The sequence below is a fragment of the Wohlfahrtiimonas larvae genome, assembly GCF_002006755.1.
Classification (GTDB): Bacteria; Pseudomonadota; Gammaproteobacteria; order Cardiobacteriales; family Wohlfahrtiimonadaceae; genus Wohlfahrtiimonas; species Wohlfahrtiimonas larvae.
This window is the reverse complement of the sequence record NZ_MVDO01000160.1, coordinates 1-15,278: the sequence shown is the minus strand read 5'-3', so window position 1 is coordinate 15,278 and position 15,278 is coordinate 1. Positions and strand designations below refer to the sequence as shown.

The following is a 15,278-nucleotide window of genomic DNA, read 5'->3' as shown; positions in this document are numbered from 1 at the left end:
CCGAACCTGCTTTCACTAATAATGAATCTGAATGGCCATGATAACAGCCTTCAAATTTAATGATTTTGTTTCGGTTTGTATAACCACGTGCTAAACGGATTGCACTCATAGTTGCTTCTGTGCCTGAGCTAACCATACGTACACTATCCATTGAAGGAATGATTTCTAGTACTTTCTTAGCCAATACTGTTTCTGAAACAGTTGGTGCACCAAAAGATAAACCATTTTTAGCAGTTTCGATGACAGCTTCGATGACTTTAGGATGAGCATGGCCGACAATCATCGGGCCCCATGATCCAACATAATCAATATATTTTTTACCATTTTCATCATAGACGTAAGCACCTTCACCTTTTTTGAAAAAAATAGGTGCACCGCCTACTTGTTTAAAAGCTCTCACTGGAGAGTTAACACCGCCAGGGATATATTTTTGTGCTTCTTCATAAAGTGCTTCAAAACTAACCATTTCTCAACCTTCAATGCTTAATGATAAAACTAATATTCTATCAAACTTAATTAAGTTTTAATTGTTAAATTAAAATGAAGTACAATATGAAACAGTATTGTATTAATTTTAAATGGACTGGATGAGATTTATGTCAGAAGCGATGAAGAATATTGTTGAAACTACCTTGGATGATATGAAGGGTGTGGATATTAAAGTATTCGATGTGAGCAAAATTGTTAAGTATGCAGATTGGGTTGTAATCGTGACCGGTACGTCATCAACGCATTTGAAAGCAATGGCGGGTAAATTAGAAGTAACGATGAAAGGTCAAGGTCACCTTGCAATTGGGACAGAAGGTGTTGATAGTGGTAATTGGGTGCTTCAAGATTATGGTGACGTTGTTGTTCATATCATGACGAAAGACGCACGTGAATTTTATCAATTAGAGAAATTGTTCATCTAATATGATTGTTCACTTAATTGCCATTGGCAATAATATGCCAAATTGGGTTAAAGACGGCTTTGAGGAATATCAAAGCCGTTTGCGTAATGAAGTGCAGCTAAAAATGGTTGAGATTCCTGCGCAAGCCCGTAAGAAAAATGCTGACATTGGTAAGATTTTAAAAGAAGAAGGTCAGAAGATGCTTGCTGCTGTGCCAAAAGGTGCGCGCATTGTTGGCTTGGATGTGATTGGTAAAGCAGTTACTACGCCTGAGTTAAGTCATATGATGGCAGGTTGGTTGCAAGGTGGTACAGATATTGCTTTATTGATTGGTGGGCCAGAAGGGTTTTCAGATGAAGTAAAACAAAGCTTTCAGCAAAGTATCTCATTGTCTAAATTAACATTGCCACATCCCATGGTAAGAATTTTAGTGGCGGAGCAGTTATTTCGCGGTTGGAGTATTTTGCATAACCATCCTTATCATCGAGAGTAAAAAGAAAGCCTGATTAAGTAATCTTAATCAGGCTTTTATTTGATACTTAGTTGACGGTTAAGTTAACCTTTGTATTTACTCAATACAACTGTTGCATTTGTACCACCGAAGCCGAAGCTATTGCTCATGATGTTATTGAGTTCAATATTTTCAATTTTTTCACGAACGATAGGGAAGCCTTCCAATTTAGGATCAACATTATCAATGTGCATGCTTGCTTGTAGGAATTTGTTTTCCATCATCAATAATGAGTAAATGACTTCATTAACGCCCGCTGCACCCAATGCATGACCAGTTTGCGATTTTGTAGATGTGATGTGTGGGAATTTATCACCAAATACACGTTGTACTGCTAAAATTTCAGGAATGTCACCTGCTGGTGTGGATGTGCCGTGAGCATTGATATAGTCAATTGGGCCTTCAACTGTTGCAAGTGCTTGACGCATACAGCGTTCAGCGCCTTCACCGCTTGGAGCAACCATGTCATAACCATCTGATGTTGCACCGTAACCTGTGATTTCAGCATAGATATGCGCGCCACGTGCTAAAGCATGTTCCAATTCTTCAACAACAACAATACCGCCGCCACCTGAAATTACGAAACCATCGCGATCAGCGTCATAAGGGCGAGAAGCGATAGAAGCATTATCGTTGTATTTTGTTGATAATGCACCCATGGCATCGAACATTGCGCTCATGAATGGGTGTAACTCTTCACCACCACCTGCAAAAACGATGTCTTGTTTACCTAATTGGATTTGCTCTGCTGCGTTACCAATACAGTGTGCAGATGTAGAACATGCTGAGCTGATAGAGTAGTTTACACCTTTAATTTTAAAAGGAGTTGCCAAACATGCTGATACTGTAGAGCCCATTGTACGAGTCACCATGTATGGGCCCATTTTTTTGGTGGCACCAGTATTGCGCATGCTGTCGATAGCTTCGATTTGGTTACGAGTGGAAGCACCGCCTGAGCCAACGATTAAACCTGTGCGTTCATTAGAAACCATTTCAGGTGGTAATTGAGAATCTTCAATCGCTTGTTCCATTGCTAAGTACGCGTAAGCCGCAGCATCAGCCATAAAACGGAAGGTTTTACGATCAATATGTTCAGCAGGATTGATGCGAATAGCACCGTGAACATGGGATCTAAAACCGTAATCAGCCATTTCTTGGGAGAATTCAATACCAGATTTACCTGTTTTGAGAGACTCTAATACTTCTGCTTTATTGTTCCCGATACTAGAAATAATCCCAAGACCTGTGATGACAACACGTCTCATAATGTTTCTCCTAAACGTTAAAAATTATCTGTTGAGGTAAAGAGACCAACTTTTAGGTCTGAACCAGTGTAGATGATTTTACCATCCACAGATAAAGTTGCATCTGCAATACCCATTGTTAATTTGCGCAAAATAACACGTTTCATATGAATATGGTAGGTTACTTTTTTAGCGGTTGGCAATACTTGGCCTGAAAATTTTACTTCACCTGAGCCTAAAGCGCGACCACGACCAATACCACCTTTCCAGCCTAAATAGAAGCCAACTAACTGCCACATAGCATCTAAGCCAAGACAGCCTGGCATGACATTGTCACCTACAAAGTGACATGGGAAAAACCATAAATCAGGATTGATATCAAGCTCTGCAACGATTAGACCTTTATTGTAGTTGCCGCCATCATCAGTGATTTCTGTGATGCGATCAAACATTAACATTGGTGGCATTGGCAATTGAGCATTGCCTTCACCAAATAGCTCACCTCTGCCACACATTAAAAGTTCTTCTTTGGTATAACTTGATTGTTTAGTCACATCAATTCCTTTGAAAATAATTAATATTCATTTATAAAATCCGACGATTATACTGTTTTATCGAATAGATTGAAAATGTTTTGATCAGTGATTGCTTCATTATTTATTGTGATTTGGTCAATTTTATTACGATTTCTAAAAAAATACATTCACATAGGTGTGATTTTGTATTTGCAATAGAATGATAATATTCAATAAATACTGATTAGTCATTTTGATACAAATCTTTTTCACCTTTGGGGCGTGTTTTAAATCGGCGGTGTGCCCATAAATATTGTTCAGGTGCCTCTAAAATCCATGATTCAAATATTTGATTGAGTAATTCACAATCTTTAGTGGTGGATTCGGATGGAAAATTTTCTAAAGCTGGTAAAATTTTAACTTTATAGTTGTTACCTTCACGAATACAGTAATAGGGCAGAACTTTTGCTTTGCCTAATTGCGCCATTTGTGATGTTGCAGTGATCATTAGGGCTTTAACACCAAAAAAATCAACAAAAATATGTTCGCTACCACCATAGTTTTGATCAGGTGCATACCAAAGATATTTGCCAGATCTTAGGAGTTTGATAGTTTTGCGAATTTCGTTGCGATTCACAGGTTCGTTTTGTGATTGTGCTGTGCGCATTTTAAATTGACGATCTTCATAAGCTTTATTTTTATGTTGACGATACATTGCAACAAATGGTGTTTGCAGTGTAATTGCACGAGCGCCTAATTCTAAATTACAAAAATGCACTGTGAGTAATAACGCGCCATGGCCAGATGCTTTTAATGCTTCTAGATTTTCTAGGCCTTCATATGTGAAGAGTTTTTTGACTTGGTTTTCAGGTTTTAACCATGCTGCTAGGGTTTCAAATATACCCATGCCCAATGACTGAAAATTATCTTTCACGAGTTTGGTTTGTTCGCTTTGAGATAAGTTGGGAAAACACAATTGAATATTACGCTCAATAATATGGCGGCGCTTTTTAGCAACATGATATGAAATGCAGCCAATGCCTTTTCCTAATGTTAAAAGAAAAGGCATTGGTAATCGTGCAATGTATTTGCCAACCCAAAAACCTAAGGCAATCGCATTGTCTTTAATCCAGTTGGGTTTATGATATTGCATGATTACTGTTTATTTTGGTCACAAATGGGTGGAATGAAATGTACTGCTGTATCCCAAGGTTGTTCGATCCAAGTATCTTGTGGAACATCAATGACACTGAAGTCCACCAATGGTTTACCTTGTGGTTTTGCAAAAACTGTAACAAAGTAAGCTTTTGGATATAATTTGCGGATTAATTTAGCTGTATTACCAGAATCCACTAAATCATCAATAATCACAAAACCTTCCCCTTCATTAGGTACATTGCATTCTTTTATGAGTTGCATGTCTGTTTGGTTTTGATAATCGTGATAACTTGCGATACATAAAGTATCAACATAGCGAATATTTAATTCACGCGCTACGATAGCTGCAGGCACTAATCCGCCACGGCTGACGGCAATAAGACCTTTCCACTCTTGACGTTCGATTAAATGTTGAGATAAAGCTTTCCCATGAACTTGGAGCATATCCCAAGTAACTAAATATTTTTTCGACATTTTGGTTTCCAGTAGATAGGGTTCTGATATAAAATAGTGGGTTATTATAGTTTTTTTTCTTTGATTACACCAGCCAAAACATTATCAGATTTGGTTGGTTATCTTTTTTGAAGGTTGAATTGTGACTACTCCTAAGATTGGCTTCGTATCTCTTGGCTGCCCTAAAGCATTGGTGGACTCTGAATATATTTTGACGCAATTGCGCACAGAAGGTTATGAAATAGTACCAAAATATGATGATGCAGATCTTGTTGTGGTCAATACTTGTGGTTTTATCGATTCAGCTGTACAAGAAAGTTTAGATGCCATTGGCGAAGCGTTAGATGAAAATGGCAAAGTGATTGTGACAGGGTGTTTAGGTGCAAAAGCAGATACAATTTTGGAAAAGTATCCAAATGTATTGAGTGTGACAGGTCCTCATGCTTTTCAGGAAGTGATGGCATCAGTGCATCATCATTTACCAAAACCTCATGATCCTTTTATGGATTTAGTGCCACAAGCTGGCATCAAATTAACACCTAAACATTATGCATATTTGAAGATTGCGGAAGGCTGTAATCACAGTTGTACATTCTGCATTATTCCAACAATGCGCGGTAAACATCAATCTTATCCGATTGAAAATGTATTGGGGCAGGCTAAAAAATTAGCGCAATCTGGTGTGAAAGAATTACTAGTTGTAGCACAAGATACAAGTGCTTATGGAGTGGATGTTAAATATAAATTAGGCATCGCAGATGGTAAGCCAGTTAAAACACACATTCAAAACTTATGTGAAGAGCTAGCTCAACTGAATGTTTGGGTGCGCTTACATTATATTTATCCGTACCCACATGTGGATAATTTAATTCCATTAATGGCAGAAGGTAAAATTTTACCTTATATAGATGTGCCAATGCAGCATGCTTCACCAAGAATTTTAAAAGCGATGAAGCGCCCAGCTAATAGTGAAAATATGATGAATCGTATTAAAAAATGGCGTGAAATCTGTCCTGAAATTACAATTCGCTCGACATTTATCGTAGGTTTTCCAGGAGAAACTGAAGAAGAGTTTCAAATGTTATTGGATTTTATTGAAGAAGCTCGTTTGGATCGAGTCGGTGCATTCATTTATTCACCTGTGGAAGGCGCACCTGCTAATGATATTGCAGAAATGATTCCTGTGGATATTCAAGAAGAGCGTTTAGCGCGTTTTATGGAACTTCAAGCAAAAATTTCTGAAGAAAAATTACAGGCTAAAATTGGCAAGATTTTTGATGTGCTGATTGATGAGTTTGATGCTGAAGAGGGTGTGGCAATTGGCCGTACAATGGCTGATGCACCAGAAATTGATGGATTGGTCTATATCGAAGAGGCAAATAGTGATATTGTTGGACAGGTCGTTAAAGTTCAGATAGAAGAAGCAGATGTATATGATTTATATGGTCGACTTATCTAATGAGATTTTCAGTGAATTAGGCTAGAATGTTGTAGTCAAAATAAAGGGAAGCAAGTAATAATGGGTAATGAGATTTATAAAATACTCTATGTTGAAAATAATGCTGAAAAGGTCACTCAGCTTCGACAATTGATTCGTGCTAATACTATTGATGGAAAAATCACTTTTGATGTTTCAACAACAGATTCTGTGGATGGCATTAGTGCTGCTGTTAATAAAGATCATTGTGATCTCGTTATCTTACAAGATTCTCCTAAAGTACCGATTTTAAAAGAAGTACATCAAGCCATTGGGGTAAAAGATATTCCTGTGCTTGTTTTAGTTAATGAAGAACAGTTTTTAGAAAAACGTCAAGCAATGATTCAAGAAGGTGCTTTAGACGTTGGTATTTTACAGCAAGGCGATGTCCTGTTTAAACAGATCGTGCGCGCTATTTTTGAATTAAAAACACAATTAGGCTATAGAGATACTTTAGAAAAAAATGCGCGATTAACAGAATTGACTGAACAATTTGCTTCTTCTTCAGAGGATTTGATTGCATATTTTGGTGCTGAAGATGGTATTTTCTTATATGCTAATGATGCTTTTTTACAGTACTTTGGCTATAAAGAATTTAGCGATTTAGCTGCAACTACTGTGTTGGAATATGTTGCAAGCGAACAATCTTCACAATTTAAAAAAATGATGAAAATTGTTGGTCGTACAGGGAAAGAGCAAGCAGAAAATTTATCTTTAAAACATCCGAATGGTGCATTAATTGTAGAAGATGTGATCTTAAAACAAGGGATGTATGAAGAAATATCATGTATAGAGTTATTTGTATCGCGTGGATCAGAAAATTCTACCGTTAGTGATGTAGGATTATTAGAAGATCAACCATTATCTGAACAAGCAAAGTTTTATGATCGTTTATCTTTTATTAATAATCTAACTAATTTTGTTGGTAGCTCTTCGTGGTTAGTAAGCTTGGTTTTACAGGATTATTTTGATTTTCGTAAAAGATATGGTGTGGAGGCCTTAGAATCTTACTTTTTAAGTTTATCTAAACACTTAGGTGCTCAAATTAATAACTTACACTATGCAAGATATTCAGACGAAAGCATTGTATTGTTATTAACTAATAGTGATATGACAAAGGTTGATCGTTTAGGTATGGCAATAGTGTCTAGCTCAGAAGGTTATGCTTATCAAAACGAGAATGTCAGTATTCAGGGGAAATTTACTTTTGCTTATACTAATTTAGGTGATTCTGTTGCTAGTATTTCAGATGCTTGTAGTCGTTTAGATGAGCTAGCGGGTTTATTTGATGCACGAGTAGTGTTTACAGATGATGAGAATGAGGCGGATGCTCATGTATCTGCAACTTCAGATTCTGTAGAACAAGGCAGTGATGGAGTGGACGAAGAGTTTATGCCACTATTCCTGAGTTTGAAAAAGCAACAAATTAAACAGTCTTATATTCCAGTTGTGGATTTCTCAATGAAGGGGCAAGAAAACTATATTGCGTCTTTTAATTTGTATGATGATGCCGGTGAATTGTCTGTTTGGAATAAGAGTTTTACATATACATCTAATATTGCTTTGATGAGTCAATTAGACCAATTTATGATGACAAGTGCAGTTGCTAATTTAAAGACTGTAGGTGCTGATAATAAGCAATTAATTATTCCTTTATCCATGTATTATTTAGATAAAGCCGATGAATTAGTCGGATGGATTAAGAAAAATGGGCATGAAGTATTTTCTGCTAAACAAATTGTGATTGGTTTAGCAGAAGAGGTTGTGAATGATCATTTTGATGCAGCAAAAAGATTCTTCAGCCTTTTAAGTGAATCAGGTTATGCGGGAATGGTATATGATATTGTTGATATTACTTCAACTCAAGTAACTGAACTTGATATTAAATTAATTGCATTATCAGAAAACTGTATTGGCCGTATGAGCCGAAATATTTCTAGTGAAGAAATGATGAAGTTTCCAAAATTATTAGAAGCAATGTCGCAAAAAGGTGCTTCAGTTTTAGCGATGGGGGTAAACTCTCCAACCAGTATGACTTTGGTGTGGGAATACAATATACCTTATGCATGCGGTAATATGATCGGTTCTTCTAGATTAGAACTGGATTTTGATTTCTCACAAATGATGATGTAATACACTATGATCCGTAAGTTTATATTAATTTTTTCATTGATGGTTATCGCAGGTTGTGGTTTTAAGTTGCGAGGTACGATTCCCTGGCCAATGAGCTATCAAAATGTTTATATGGAAGGATATAGTCCTTCTCAGCGTGATTCATTTTATGCTTCTGTTAAACGTTTTTTTCCTAATCATGTCAAGATTGTTAATAACCAAAAAGAAGCAGATGTCATTATTCAGACTTTATCTGAAAGCCAAATGAATCGTACTATCTCAGGATTAGCAGCTAATCGAGATACTGAGGAGGTTGTGATGTTAAGCATTACTGTTCAGGTATTAGATAAGGATGGCAATGAGATTATGCCAATAACAACGCTGACACGAGAACGAGATTTTACATATGATGAATCCAATCTATTAGGAAAATCAACAGATCTTCAAAATGTTTTACGTATTTTACGCCAAGAAAATGCAGCAATGTTTATGCGTCGTTTAGAGGCTGCTATGAGAAATATTGATGAGAGCAAGGTACAATGATTGCTTTGATACAAAGGGTAAATTGGGCGGAAGTCACTGTTAATGCTCAATCTATTGGTAAAATTCAGCATGGTATTTTGGCTTTGATGGCTGTTGAAAAAGGTGATACAGAAGCATCCACTCAAAAAATGATAGATAAAATTATCAATTATCGTATTTTTTCAGATGAACAAGGCAAAATGAATTTGTCATTATTAGATATGCAAGGTGAACTTTTATTGGTTTCACAATTTACACTATTAGCAAATACGGATAAAGGGCGTCGTCCATCTTTTAGTGATAGTCCTGATCCTGCTATGAGTGAAGCTTTATTTGAGTATAGTATTGGTTATGCTAAAACTCTAGTGAATAAAGTTGAGCAAGGGCAGTTTGCAGCAGATATGAAAGTATCTTTAGAAAATGATGGCCCTGTGACATTTTGGTTGAAAGTATAGATGATTGAGTCTGATCGAATTTTAATTAGTGGTGAAAAACAGCGAGAAGAAGTTGTTGTTGATCGTGCTATTCGCCCAAAATATTTGAATGATTATACTGGGCAGGAAGCGCTTCGTAATCAGTTGGATATTTTTATTCAAGCTGCGAAAAATCGTAATGAAGCATTGGACCATGTTTTGTTGTTTGGCCCGCCAGGATTAGGAAAGACGACTTTGGCACACATTATTGCCAATGAATTGGATGTGGGTTTAAAGCAAACATCAGGACCTGTTTTGGAAAGAGCTGGTGATTTAGCGGCTTTATTAACAAATTTAGAACCCAATGATGTATTGTTTATTGATGAAATTCATCGTTTAAGCCCAATGATTGAAGAAGTTCTTTATCCTGCGTTAGAAGATTATCAGCTAGATATTATGATTGGTGAAGGGCCAGCTGCACGTTCTATTAAGATTGATTTGCCACCATTTACATTGGTGGGTGCGACAACTCGTGCCGGGTTATTAACTTCTCCTCTGCGCGATCGTTTTGGCATTATGTCGCGTTTACAGTTTTATTCTAATACTGAGCTAACATCCATTGTGCTTCGTTCAGCAAATTTATTGAATGTTGAATTAACACAAGAAGGTGCTGAAGAAATTGGTAAGCGTTCACGTGGTACGCCGAGAATTGCTAACCGTTTATTAAGGCGAGTACGTGATGTTGCGGAAGTTCGTTCGAATGGCATCATTGATGTCGCGATTGCGCAAGAAGCGTTGAATATGTTAGAAATTGATGCATATGGATTAGATGAGCACGATCGTAGATTGCTTCAATTGATTGTGGAAAAATTTTCAGGTGGTCCTGTGGGATTAGATACCATTGCTTCAGCTTTAGGCGAAGATCGTGGTACATTGGAAGATGTGATAGAACCTTATTTAATTCAAGAAGGTTTTTTAATGCGGACACCTAAAGGCCGTGTGGCAACATCTAAATGTTGGCAGTATTTTGGCATAGCACAAGAGGAAACATGAGTAGAGTCGGTGGTTTAATCATTGGATTGCAAGGTTATGAATTAACACACATAGAACAACAATGGTTACAGCATCCATTGGTTGTGGGGGTAATTCTTTTTACACGTAATTACAAAGATAAAAATCAGCTGATTGATTTAACAAAAAATATTCGTGAAATTAATAGTAACTTATTGATCTCTGTAGATCATGAAGGTGGTCGGGTACAGCGTTTTCGTGAAGGTTTTACATGTTTACCTCCGATGAATACTTTGGAAGAAGTGTATCATAATGATCCAAAGCTCGCTTTGAGAACTGCGTATTCATATGGCAAAACAATTGCGACAGAATTGGCTTCTGTGGGAGTTGATTTTACATATGCGCCTGTATGCGATATTAATTATGGCAATAATGATGTCATTGGCGATCGTGCTTTTCATAGCGATCCTGTGACAACAAGTTTATTGGTGCAAGCTTTCTATTTAGGGTTAAGGTCTCGAAATAGTATTGGTGTTGCTAAACATTTCCCTGGTCATGGTTATGTGGCAATCGATACACATTTAGGTTTGGCTGTGGATGATCGCCCGCTTTTAGAAATTATTCAAAATGATATTTTACCCTTTAAAACATTGATTGAAGAAGGCATAGAAGCTATTATGCCTTCACATATAATTTATAAAAACTTTGATGATCAGCATACCGCAATTTCATCACCAAAGTGGATCAATTATTTACGCAGTGATCTAGGGTTTGATGGACTGATTATTAGTGATGATTTAGATATGAAAGGTGCAGAGCATTTAGGTTCTGTCGTTGAAAAATCTTATGCATGTTTTGATGCAGGTGTTGATTTGTTATTATGTTGTAATGATTTTACTGCAATTGAAACTTTATTAAGCACATTACAAAATGAAATCATTGCAGAGGATACTCAGCAACGATTAGATTTTGTTCACACTAAGCTTGCTTAGCGAGTTGTAATTGTTCTAATGGATATTGATTACCTATTTCATATTCTAATATCCCATTAGCATTGTGATAGGCATATGCATAGTGATTATCATAATAATGCCAAATATAAATTTGTGTAGGTTGTGATGATGTATCTAATCGTAATAATTTAATAAGCTGACTATTCAATGGATAACATCCTAAGAATGTTAAATCATGTGCTTTGAGGCCATCTTCATCCACTAATAAATCACCATATTCATATCGAACGTATTTAGGAAGCATTCTTTCTTCGGGATCAGAAAGTCCAGTTTGGCCAAACCAATTGGCTTGTTCCAAAATTATCTCTTCTGCAAAGTCATTACGTATAAAGATATCATCTGTGATGATATTGTTAGGGAGAGCATAAAAGAACTCTGTTTTACAGTGGCCTGAATAAAAAAGTTTATCATTTGAATTAGGCAATGGAATGGATATATTATGCATTCCTGTAATTAAACTAGGGTCATTGATTTCAGAAAGCCAAAAGAATTGAGAGATTGTGATGTGTACCGCTGAGTCAATCTCATAAAATTGTTGTGTGACTTCAATCGTCGTATGTTCAGAGAGCGCATCAATCACTAATTGCTCGCGCTCTGGTAACGTGAGTAATTCTTGATAAGATTTTTCTTTAAATTTTTGGACGATAGACTCAAAAATTTGATTATCACTTTGATGTATTTGTAGTAACACAATTACCTCCCCTTTATGCCAATTGATAATAGTTTACGCATAACTCAAAAAAATACTTTGACCTATGATCATGTTTTTGTTTTTATGAGGCTTGTAAAGCTTGCCAATTGTCATATTATTCTCTGAAAGGTTGAATGCTTTTTAGTATGATACTCAATGATATTATTGAGATGTATTAGGAAAGTTATATGACTTATTTTGTTGGCGCACATGTTAGTGCCGCAGGTGGTGTTGACCAAGCTCCTCTTCGTGCTAAAGAAATTGGTGCAAATGCTTTTGCATTATTCACAAAAAATCAACGCCAATGGAAAGCTAAGCCATTAGAAGTTAAAGTAATTGCTGATTTTAAAAGAAAATGTGCAGCATTAGGGTTTACGGATCAGCAAATTTTGCCGCATGATAGTTATTTGATTAATTTAGGTCATCCAGAAACTGAAGGTTTAGAAAAATCTCGTGCAGCATTTTTAGATGAAATGCAGCGTTGTGAACAATTAGGTATTAAATTATTAAATTTTCATCCTGGAAGCCATTTAAACAAAATTTCCACATCTGAATGTTTGGCAAAGATTGCAGAATCCATCAATATCACCTTAGATCAAACACAAGAGGTTGTTGCTGTGATTGAAAATACAGCAGGGCAAGGTTCTAATTTAGGTTTTGAGTTTGAGCAGCTGGCTGAAATCATTGATCAAGTGGAAGATAAAAGTCGCGTAGGTGTTTGTATTGATACTTGTCACACATTTGTGGCAGGTTATGATTTACGTACTCAAGAAGATTGTGTGCGTACATTCAAACAATTTGAAGAAATTGTAGGTTACCAATATTTACGCGCGATGCATTTGAATGATGCGAAAACAGATTTTGGTAGTAAAGTGGATCGTCATGATAGTTTAGGACAGGGTAAAATTGGTATTGAGCCTTTTAAATTTATCATGCAAAACCCACAGTTTGAAAATATTCCATTGATTTTAGAAACCACAAATCCTGATATTTGGGATCAAGAGATTGGTTTATTACGTAGCTTTATTCAGGAATAATATGAATTTATTTCCACTCATCATTAAAAATGATATTCAGCCTGAGTTCTTCAACGAATATGAGATTCAATCCGAACCACATCAATTACCATCTTTTGTTTGGGATGGTGAAGAGCTTTATTGGCAAGATGAAGCAAAACAAAAATTGCATGTAGATTTTGCATCACCAAAACAATTGTGGCGGTTTTCCAAATTAAATAAAGCACAAGAGCCAATTTTACGTGCTTTGAAATGGAAAAATGGTGAGACGCAATCTGTGTGGGATTTAACAGCAGGGTTAGGCCGTGATGGAGGAATGTTAGCTTATTCTGGTTTTCAAGTAACTTTCTTTGAGCGCAATCCAGTATTACAGGTTTTGTTATCTGAATCTATTCATGCATTGAGTGATGAATTACCAGATATGGCAGATAGGATTCAATTGAATTGTATGAATTCTATTGAATATCTCAAGCAAGCTATTGACGATATAAACATTGAATTGCCGAATAATTGCTACTTGGATCCGATGTATCCGCATCGTAAAAAGTCTGCGTTGGTTAAATTAGATCTTCGTATGGTGCGTGATTTAGTAGGAGATGATCCTGATAGTTCTGAATTATTATCGACTGCTTTAATATTATTGAAAAGCGATCGCGGTATGCAGCGCGTTGTGGTTAAGCGCCCTGCAAAATCAGAATATTTGGGTGATTTCAAGCCAAATTATAGTATTGAAGCACCCAATACTCGCTTGGATGTTTATATTCCCTAATTATTTATTAGTCAATGTACCACGAAGCTCTACCGTTGCTGATCTCCAACCAATATCGCAGTAATATAGGCCGGCTTTAGCATTGGGTGAATGAATATTTTTAACAATGACATATTTTTCTTTATAGGCTTTCTTTTTTAGTTCTGCAAAAGCTTTAATTGCTGCATATTGGCAAGCTTTCTTGTGGCCATATTTCAGGCTTTCTGACTCAGAAGCTGAGATAACTTTATTGAGTCGATTAGGTTTACCAATCCATAAATAAGGTTGGCCAAATCCTAGTACTTGTTTACCCTCTTTGCTACTTTTAGCTTCAAATAATGAATAGGTTTGAGCAGAGGCAATATGGCTAAGTGGAAAAGATAAGAAGATGATTGTTAATAGGATTTTTTTCTTCACTATATTATCCTTAGTTTAATTATTTCGTTCTATTCGTGGAATTGTACTATAAGTTATATGATGATCATAGTATAAGGATCAAAGATAATCGTTATAATGGTTGTATCGATTTTTTAGGAGTTAAAATGAGAGAAATTCGCGGGGCGATTTTTGATGTGGATGGTTTGTTATTCAATACTGAACAATTGTACTGTGATATTTGTATCGAATTAGCACCTCAATACGGTATTGAAAATTATAACCAAGATTATTACAAAAAATATGTTGGCACATCTAATAAAGCTTTATATGAAATCTACCAAAATGATTTTCCTTTTTTGAGCATTGAAGATGTTAGTAATTTTATTAGAGCTGTGCAGAAAATCGCAGAATCATATTTAGAGGTAGGTAATGTAGAGATTAAAGCAGGCACTAAAGAAATTTTGGAGTTTTTTTATAGTCAAAATATTCCATGTGTTATTGCTTCTAATAATCAAACGAAGTTTATTGAGTCTATGTTAGATCATCATAATTTGGATATATATTTTCAGAAAATTTATTCTTTTGATGATGTTGAAAATCCGAAACCACATCCTGAAATGGTGAATAAAGCAGTGAACTTTTTAGGAATAGATAAAAAATCTTTAGTGATGTTTGAAGATTCTAGTCATGGTGCAATTGCTGCAATTACAGCCAATGTTCCTGTTATTATCGTGCCAGATATGTTGCCTGTATCAGAAGAGATTCGAGGAAATGTATTAAAGGAGTGTGAATCTCTTCTAGACGCTAAGGAATTTTTAAGCACTACCCATTTGTTCCGATAAATTTTGAAGATTAACGCCCGAGCTTTTAAATAATTGATGCCATAATAACTCTTTTGTTTCTTTAGAAAAAAGGAAGCGTTTATCAAAAGGAATTGGCATCCAAATATTATTTTTGAGTTCATTGTTAAATTGTGGAGTATCCCAAACAGAATAGCTATCGACAATAGAATGAGCAATATCAGGGTAAGAGTCGAGAATTGTTGCAAGGACATCTGCAGATGTTGTCAGATCTATACCAGGCACAATTTCAATGGCTTTTGTCCATTGCTGAATATGCTCATGTA

General features: G+C 36.0%; 19 protein-coding genes. 11 read left to right on the top strand and 8 right to left on the bottom strand.

Translation table 11 applies throughout. The features are described 5' to 3' along the window. On the bottom strand, positions 1-466 hold a 466-nt coding region (locus tag BZK14_RS08995), incomplete at its 3' end, for an aminotransferase class III-fold pyridoxal phosphate-dependent enzyme (RefSeq protein WP_143691422.1). Positions 467-596: 130 nt separating this feature from the next. Between BZK14_RS08995 and rsfS the strand changes: the two genes are divergently transcribed. Beyond that, complete coding sequence (rsfS, locus tag BZK14_RS08990; RefSeq protein ID WP_077926173.1) at positions 597-911, top strand: ribosome silencing factor; 315 nt, start codon at positions 597-599, stop codon at positions 909-911. Position 912: 1 nt separating this feature from the next. Next, positions 913-1,383, top strand: coding sequence for a 23S rRNA (pseudouridine(1915)-N(3))-methyltransferase RlmH (gene rlmH / locus BZK14_RS08985; protein ID WP_077926172.1), 471 nt, complete (start codon positions 913-915; stop codon positions 1,381-1,383). Between the two features lie 62 nt (positions 1,384-1,445). Here rlmH and fabB read toward each other — a convergent pair whose 3' ends face one another. The 4 genes from fabB to gpt all read right to left on the bottom strand — a co-directional run bounded on the left by fabB (position 1,446) and on the right by gpt (position 4,792). Further along, positions 1,446-2,666, bottom strand: coding sequence for a beta-ketoacyl-ACP synthase I (gene fabB / locus BZK14_RS08980; RefSeq protein ID WP_077926171.1), 1,221 nt, complete (start codon positions 2,664-2,666; stop codon positions 1,446-1,448). A 17-nt stretch (positions 2,667-2,683) separates the two neighbouring features. After that, on the bottom strand, positions 2,684-3,199 hold the full coding sequence (fabA, locus tag BZK14_RS08975; protein WP_077926170.1) for a 3-hydroxyacyl-[acyl-carrier-protein] dehydratase FabA: 516 nt from the start codon (positions 3,197-3,199) through the stop codon (positions 2,684-2,686). A 205-nt stretch (positions 3,200-3,404) separates the two neighbouring features. Beyond that, positions 3,405-4,313 carry an LpxL/LpxP family Kdo(2)-lipid IV(A) lauroyl/palmitoleoyl acyltransferase gene (gene lpxL, locus BZK14_RS08970; protein ID WP_077926169.1) on the bottom strand — a complete coding sequence of 303 codons (909 nt, stop codon included), beginning with the start codon at positions 4,311-4,313 and terminating at the stop codon, positions 3,405-3,407. Between the two features lie 2 nt (positions 4,314-4,315). Further along, entirely contained in the window at positions 4,316-4,792 is a 477-nt protein-coding gene (gene gpt, locus BZK14_RS08965) for a xanthine phosphoribosyltransferase (protein ID WP_077926168.1), read from the bottom strand. 121 nt (positions 4,793-4,913) lie between these two features. Here gpt and rimO point away from each other — a divergent pair, with 121 nt between their 5' ends. From rimO to nagZ, 6 genes are read left to right on the top strand one after another with little or no spacing between them, the layout of a single operon-like run. Next, a complete protein-coding gene (rimO, locus tag BZK14_RS08960; protein ID WP_077926167.1) occupies positions 4,914-6,230 on the top strand; it encodes a 30S ribosomal protein S12 methylthiotransferase RimO in 1,317 nt (438 codons plus the stop codon). A 60-nt stretch (positions 6,231-6,290) separates the two neighbouring features. After that, the gene (locus BZK14_RS08955) at positions 6,291-8,381 is read left to right on the top strand and encodes an EAL domain-containing protein (protein WP_077926166.1); all 2,091 of its coding nucleotides are present in this window, start codon (positions 6,291-6,293) and stop codon (positions 8,379-8,381) included. A 6-nt stretch (positions 8,382-8,387) separates the two neighbouring features. Then, on the top strand, positions 8,388-8,903 hold the full coding sequence (locus tag BZK14_RS08950; RefSeq protein ID WP_077926165.1) for an LPS-assembly lipoprotein LptE: 516 nt from the start codon (positions 8,388-8,390) through the stop codon (positions 8,901-8,903). Continuing rightward, entirely contained in the window at positions 8,900-9,337 is a 438-nt protein-coding gene (dtd, locus tag BZK14_RS08945; protein ID WP_077926164.1) for a D-aminoacyl-tRNA deacylase, read from the top strand. Before BZK14_RS08950 ends, dtd begins: the two co-directional genes overlap by 4 nt. Next, entirely contained in the window at positions 9,338-10,348 is a 1,011-nt protein-coding gene (ruvB, locus tag BZK14_RS08940; RefSeq protein ID WP_077926163.1) for a Holliday junction branch migration DNA helicase RuvB, read from the top strand. It abuts the gene before it with no gap. Further along, the gene (nagZ, locus tag BZK14_RS08935; protein ID WP_077926162.1) at positions 10,345-11,298 is read left to right on the top strand and encodes a beta-N-acetylhexosaminidase; all 954 of its coding nucleotides are present in this window, start codon (positions 10,345-10,347) and stop codon (positions 11,296-11,298) included. The genes ruvB and nagZ overlap by 4 nt, the downstream gene beginning before the upstream one ends. On the opposite strand, the gene BZK14_RS08930 is transcribed toward nagZ, so the two are convergent. Next, positions 11,285-12,010: a hypothetical protein gene (locus BZK14_RS08930; RefSeq protein WP_077926161.1), complete on the bottom strand. Its 726-nt coding sequence runs from the start codon at positions 12,008-12,010 to the stop codon at positions 11,285-11,287. The two genes, nagZ and BZK14_RS08930, sit on opposite strands and share 14 nt — an antisense overlap. 188 nt (positions 12,011-12,198) lie before the next feature. Between BZK14_RS08930 and nfo the strand changes: the two genes are divergently transcribed. Both nfo and BZK14_RS08920 read left to right on the top strand, forming a co-directional pair. Continuing rightward, a complete protein-coding gene (gene nfo, locus BZK14_RS08925) occupies positions 12,199-13,047 on the top strand; it encodes a deoxyribonuclease IV (RefSeq protein ID WP_077926160.1) in 849 nt (282 codons plus the stop codon). 1 nt (position 13,048) lies between these two features. Further along, positions 13,049-13,795 carry a class I SAM-dependent methyltransferase gene (locus BZK14_RS08920; protein WP_077926159.1) on the top strand — a complete coding sequence of 249 codons (747 nt, stop codon included), beginning with the start codon at positions 13,049-13,051 and terminating at the stop codon, positions 13,793-13,795. On the opposite strand, the gene BZK14_RS08915 is transcribed toward BZK14_RS08920, so the two are convergent. Further along, positions 13,796-14,191, bottom strand: a complete 396-nt coding sequence (locus BZK14_RS08915) for a hypothetical protein (protein WP_077926158.1) — start codon at positions 14,189-14,191, stop codon at positions 13,796-13,798. Positions 14,192-14,316: 125 nt separating this feature from the next. Here BZK14_RS08915 and BZK14_RS08910 point away from each other — a divergent pair, with 125 nt between their 5' ends. Beyond that, positions 14,317-14,994 carry an HAD family hydrolase gene (locus BZK14_RS08910; RefSeq protein WP_077926157.1) on the top strand — a complete coding sequence of 226 codons (678 nt, stop codon included), beginning with the start codon at positions 14,317-14,319 and terminating at the stop codon, positions 14,992-14,994. Here BZK14_RS08910 and BZK14_RS08905 read toward each other — a convergent pair. Further along, positions 14,968-15,278 (bottom strand): YqgE/AlgH family protein (locus tag BZK14_RS08905; protein ID WP_171973682.1); only part of this gene is annotated, 311 nt, incomplete at its 5' end. The two genes, BZK14_RS08910 and BZK14_RS08905, sit on opposite strands and share 27 nt — an antisense overlap.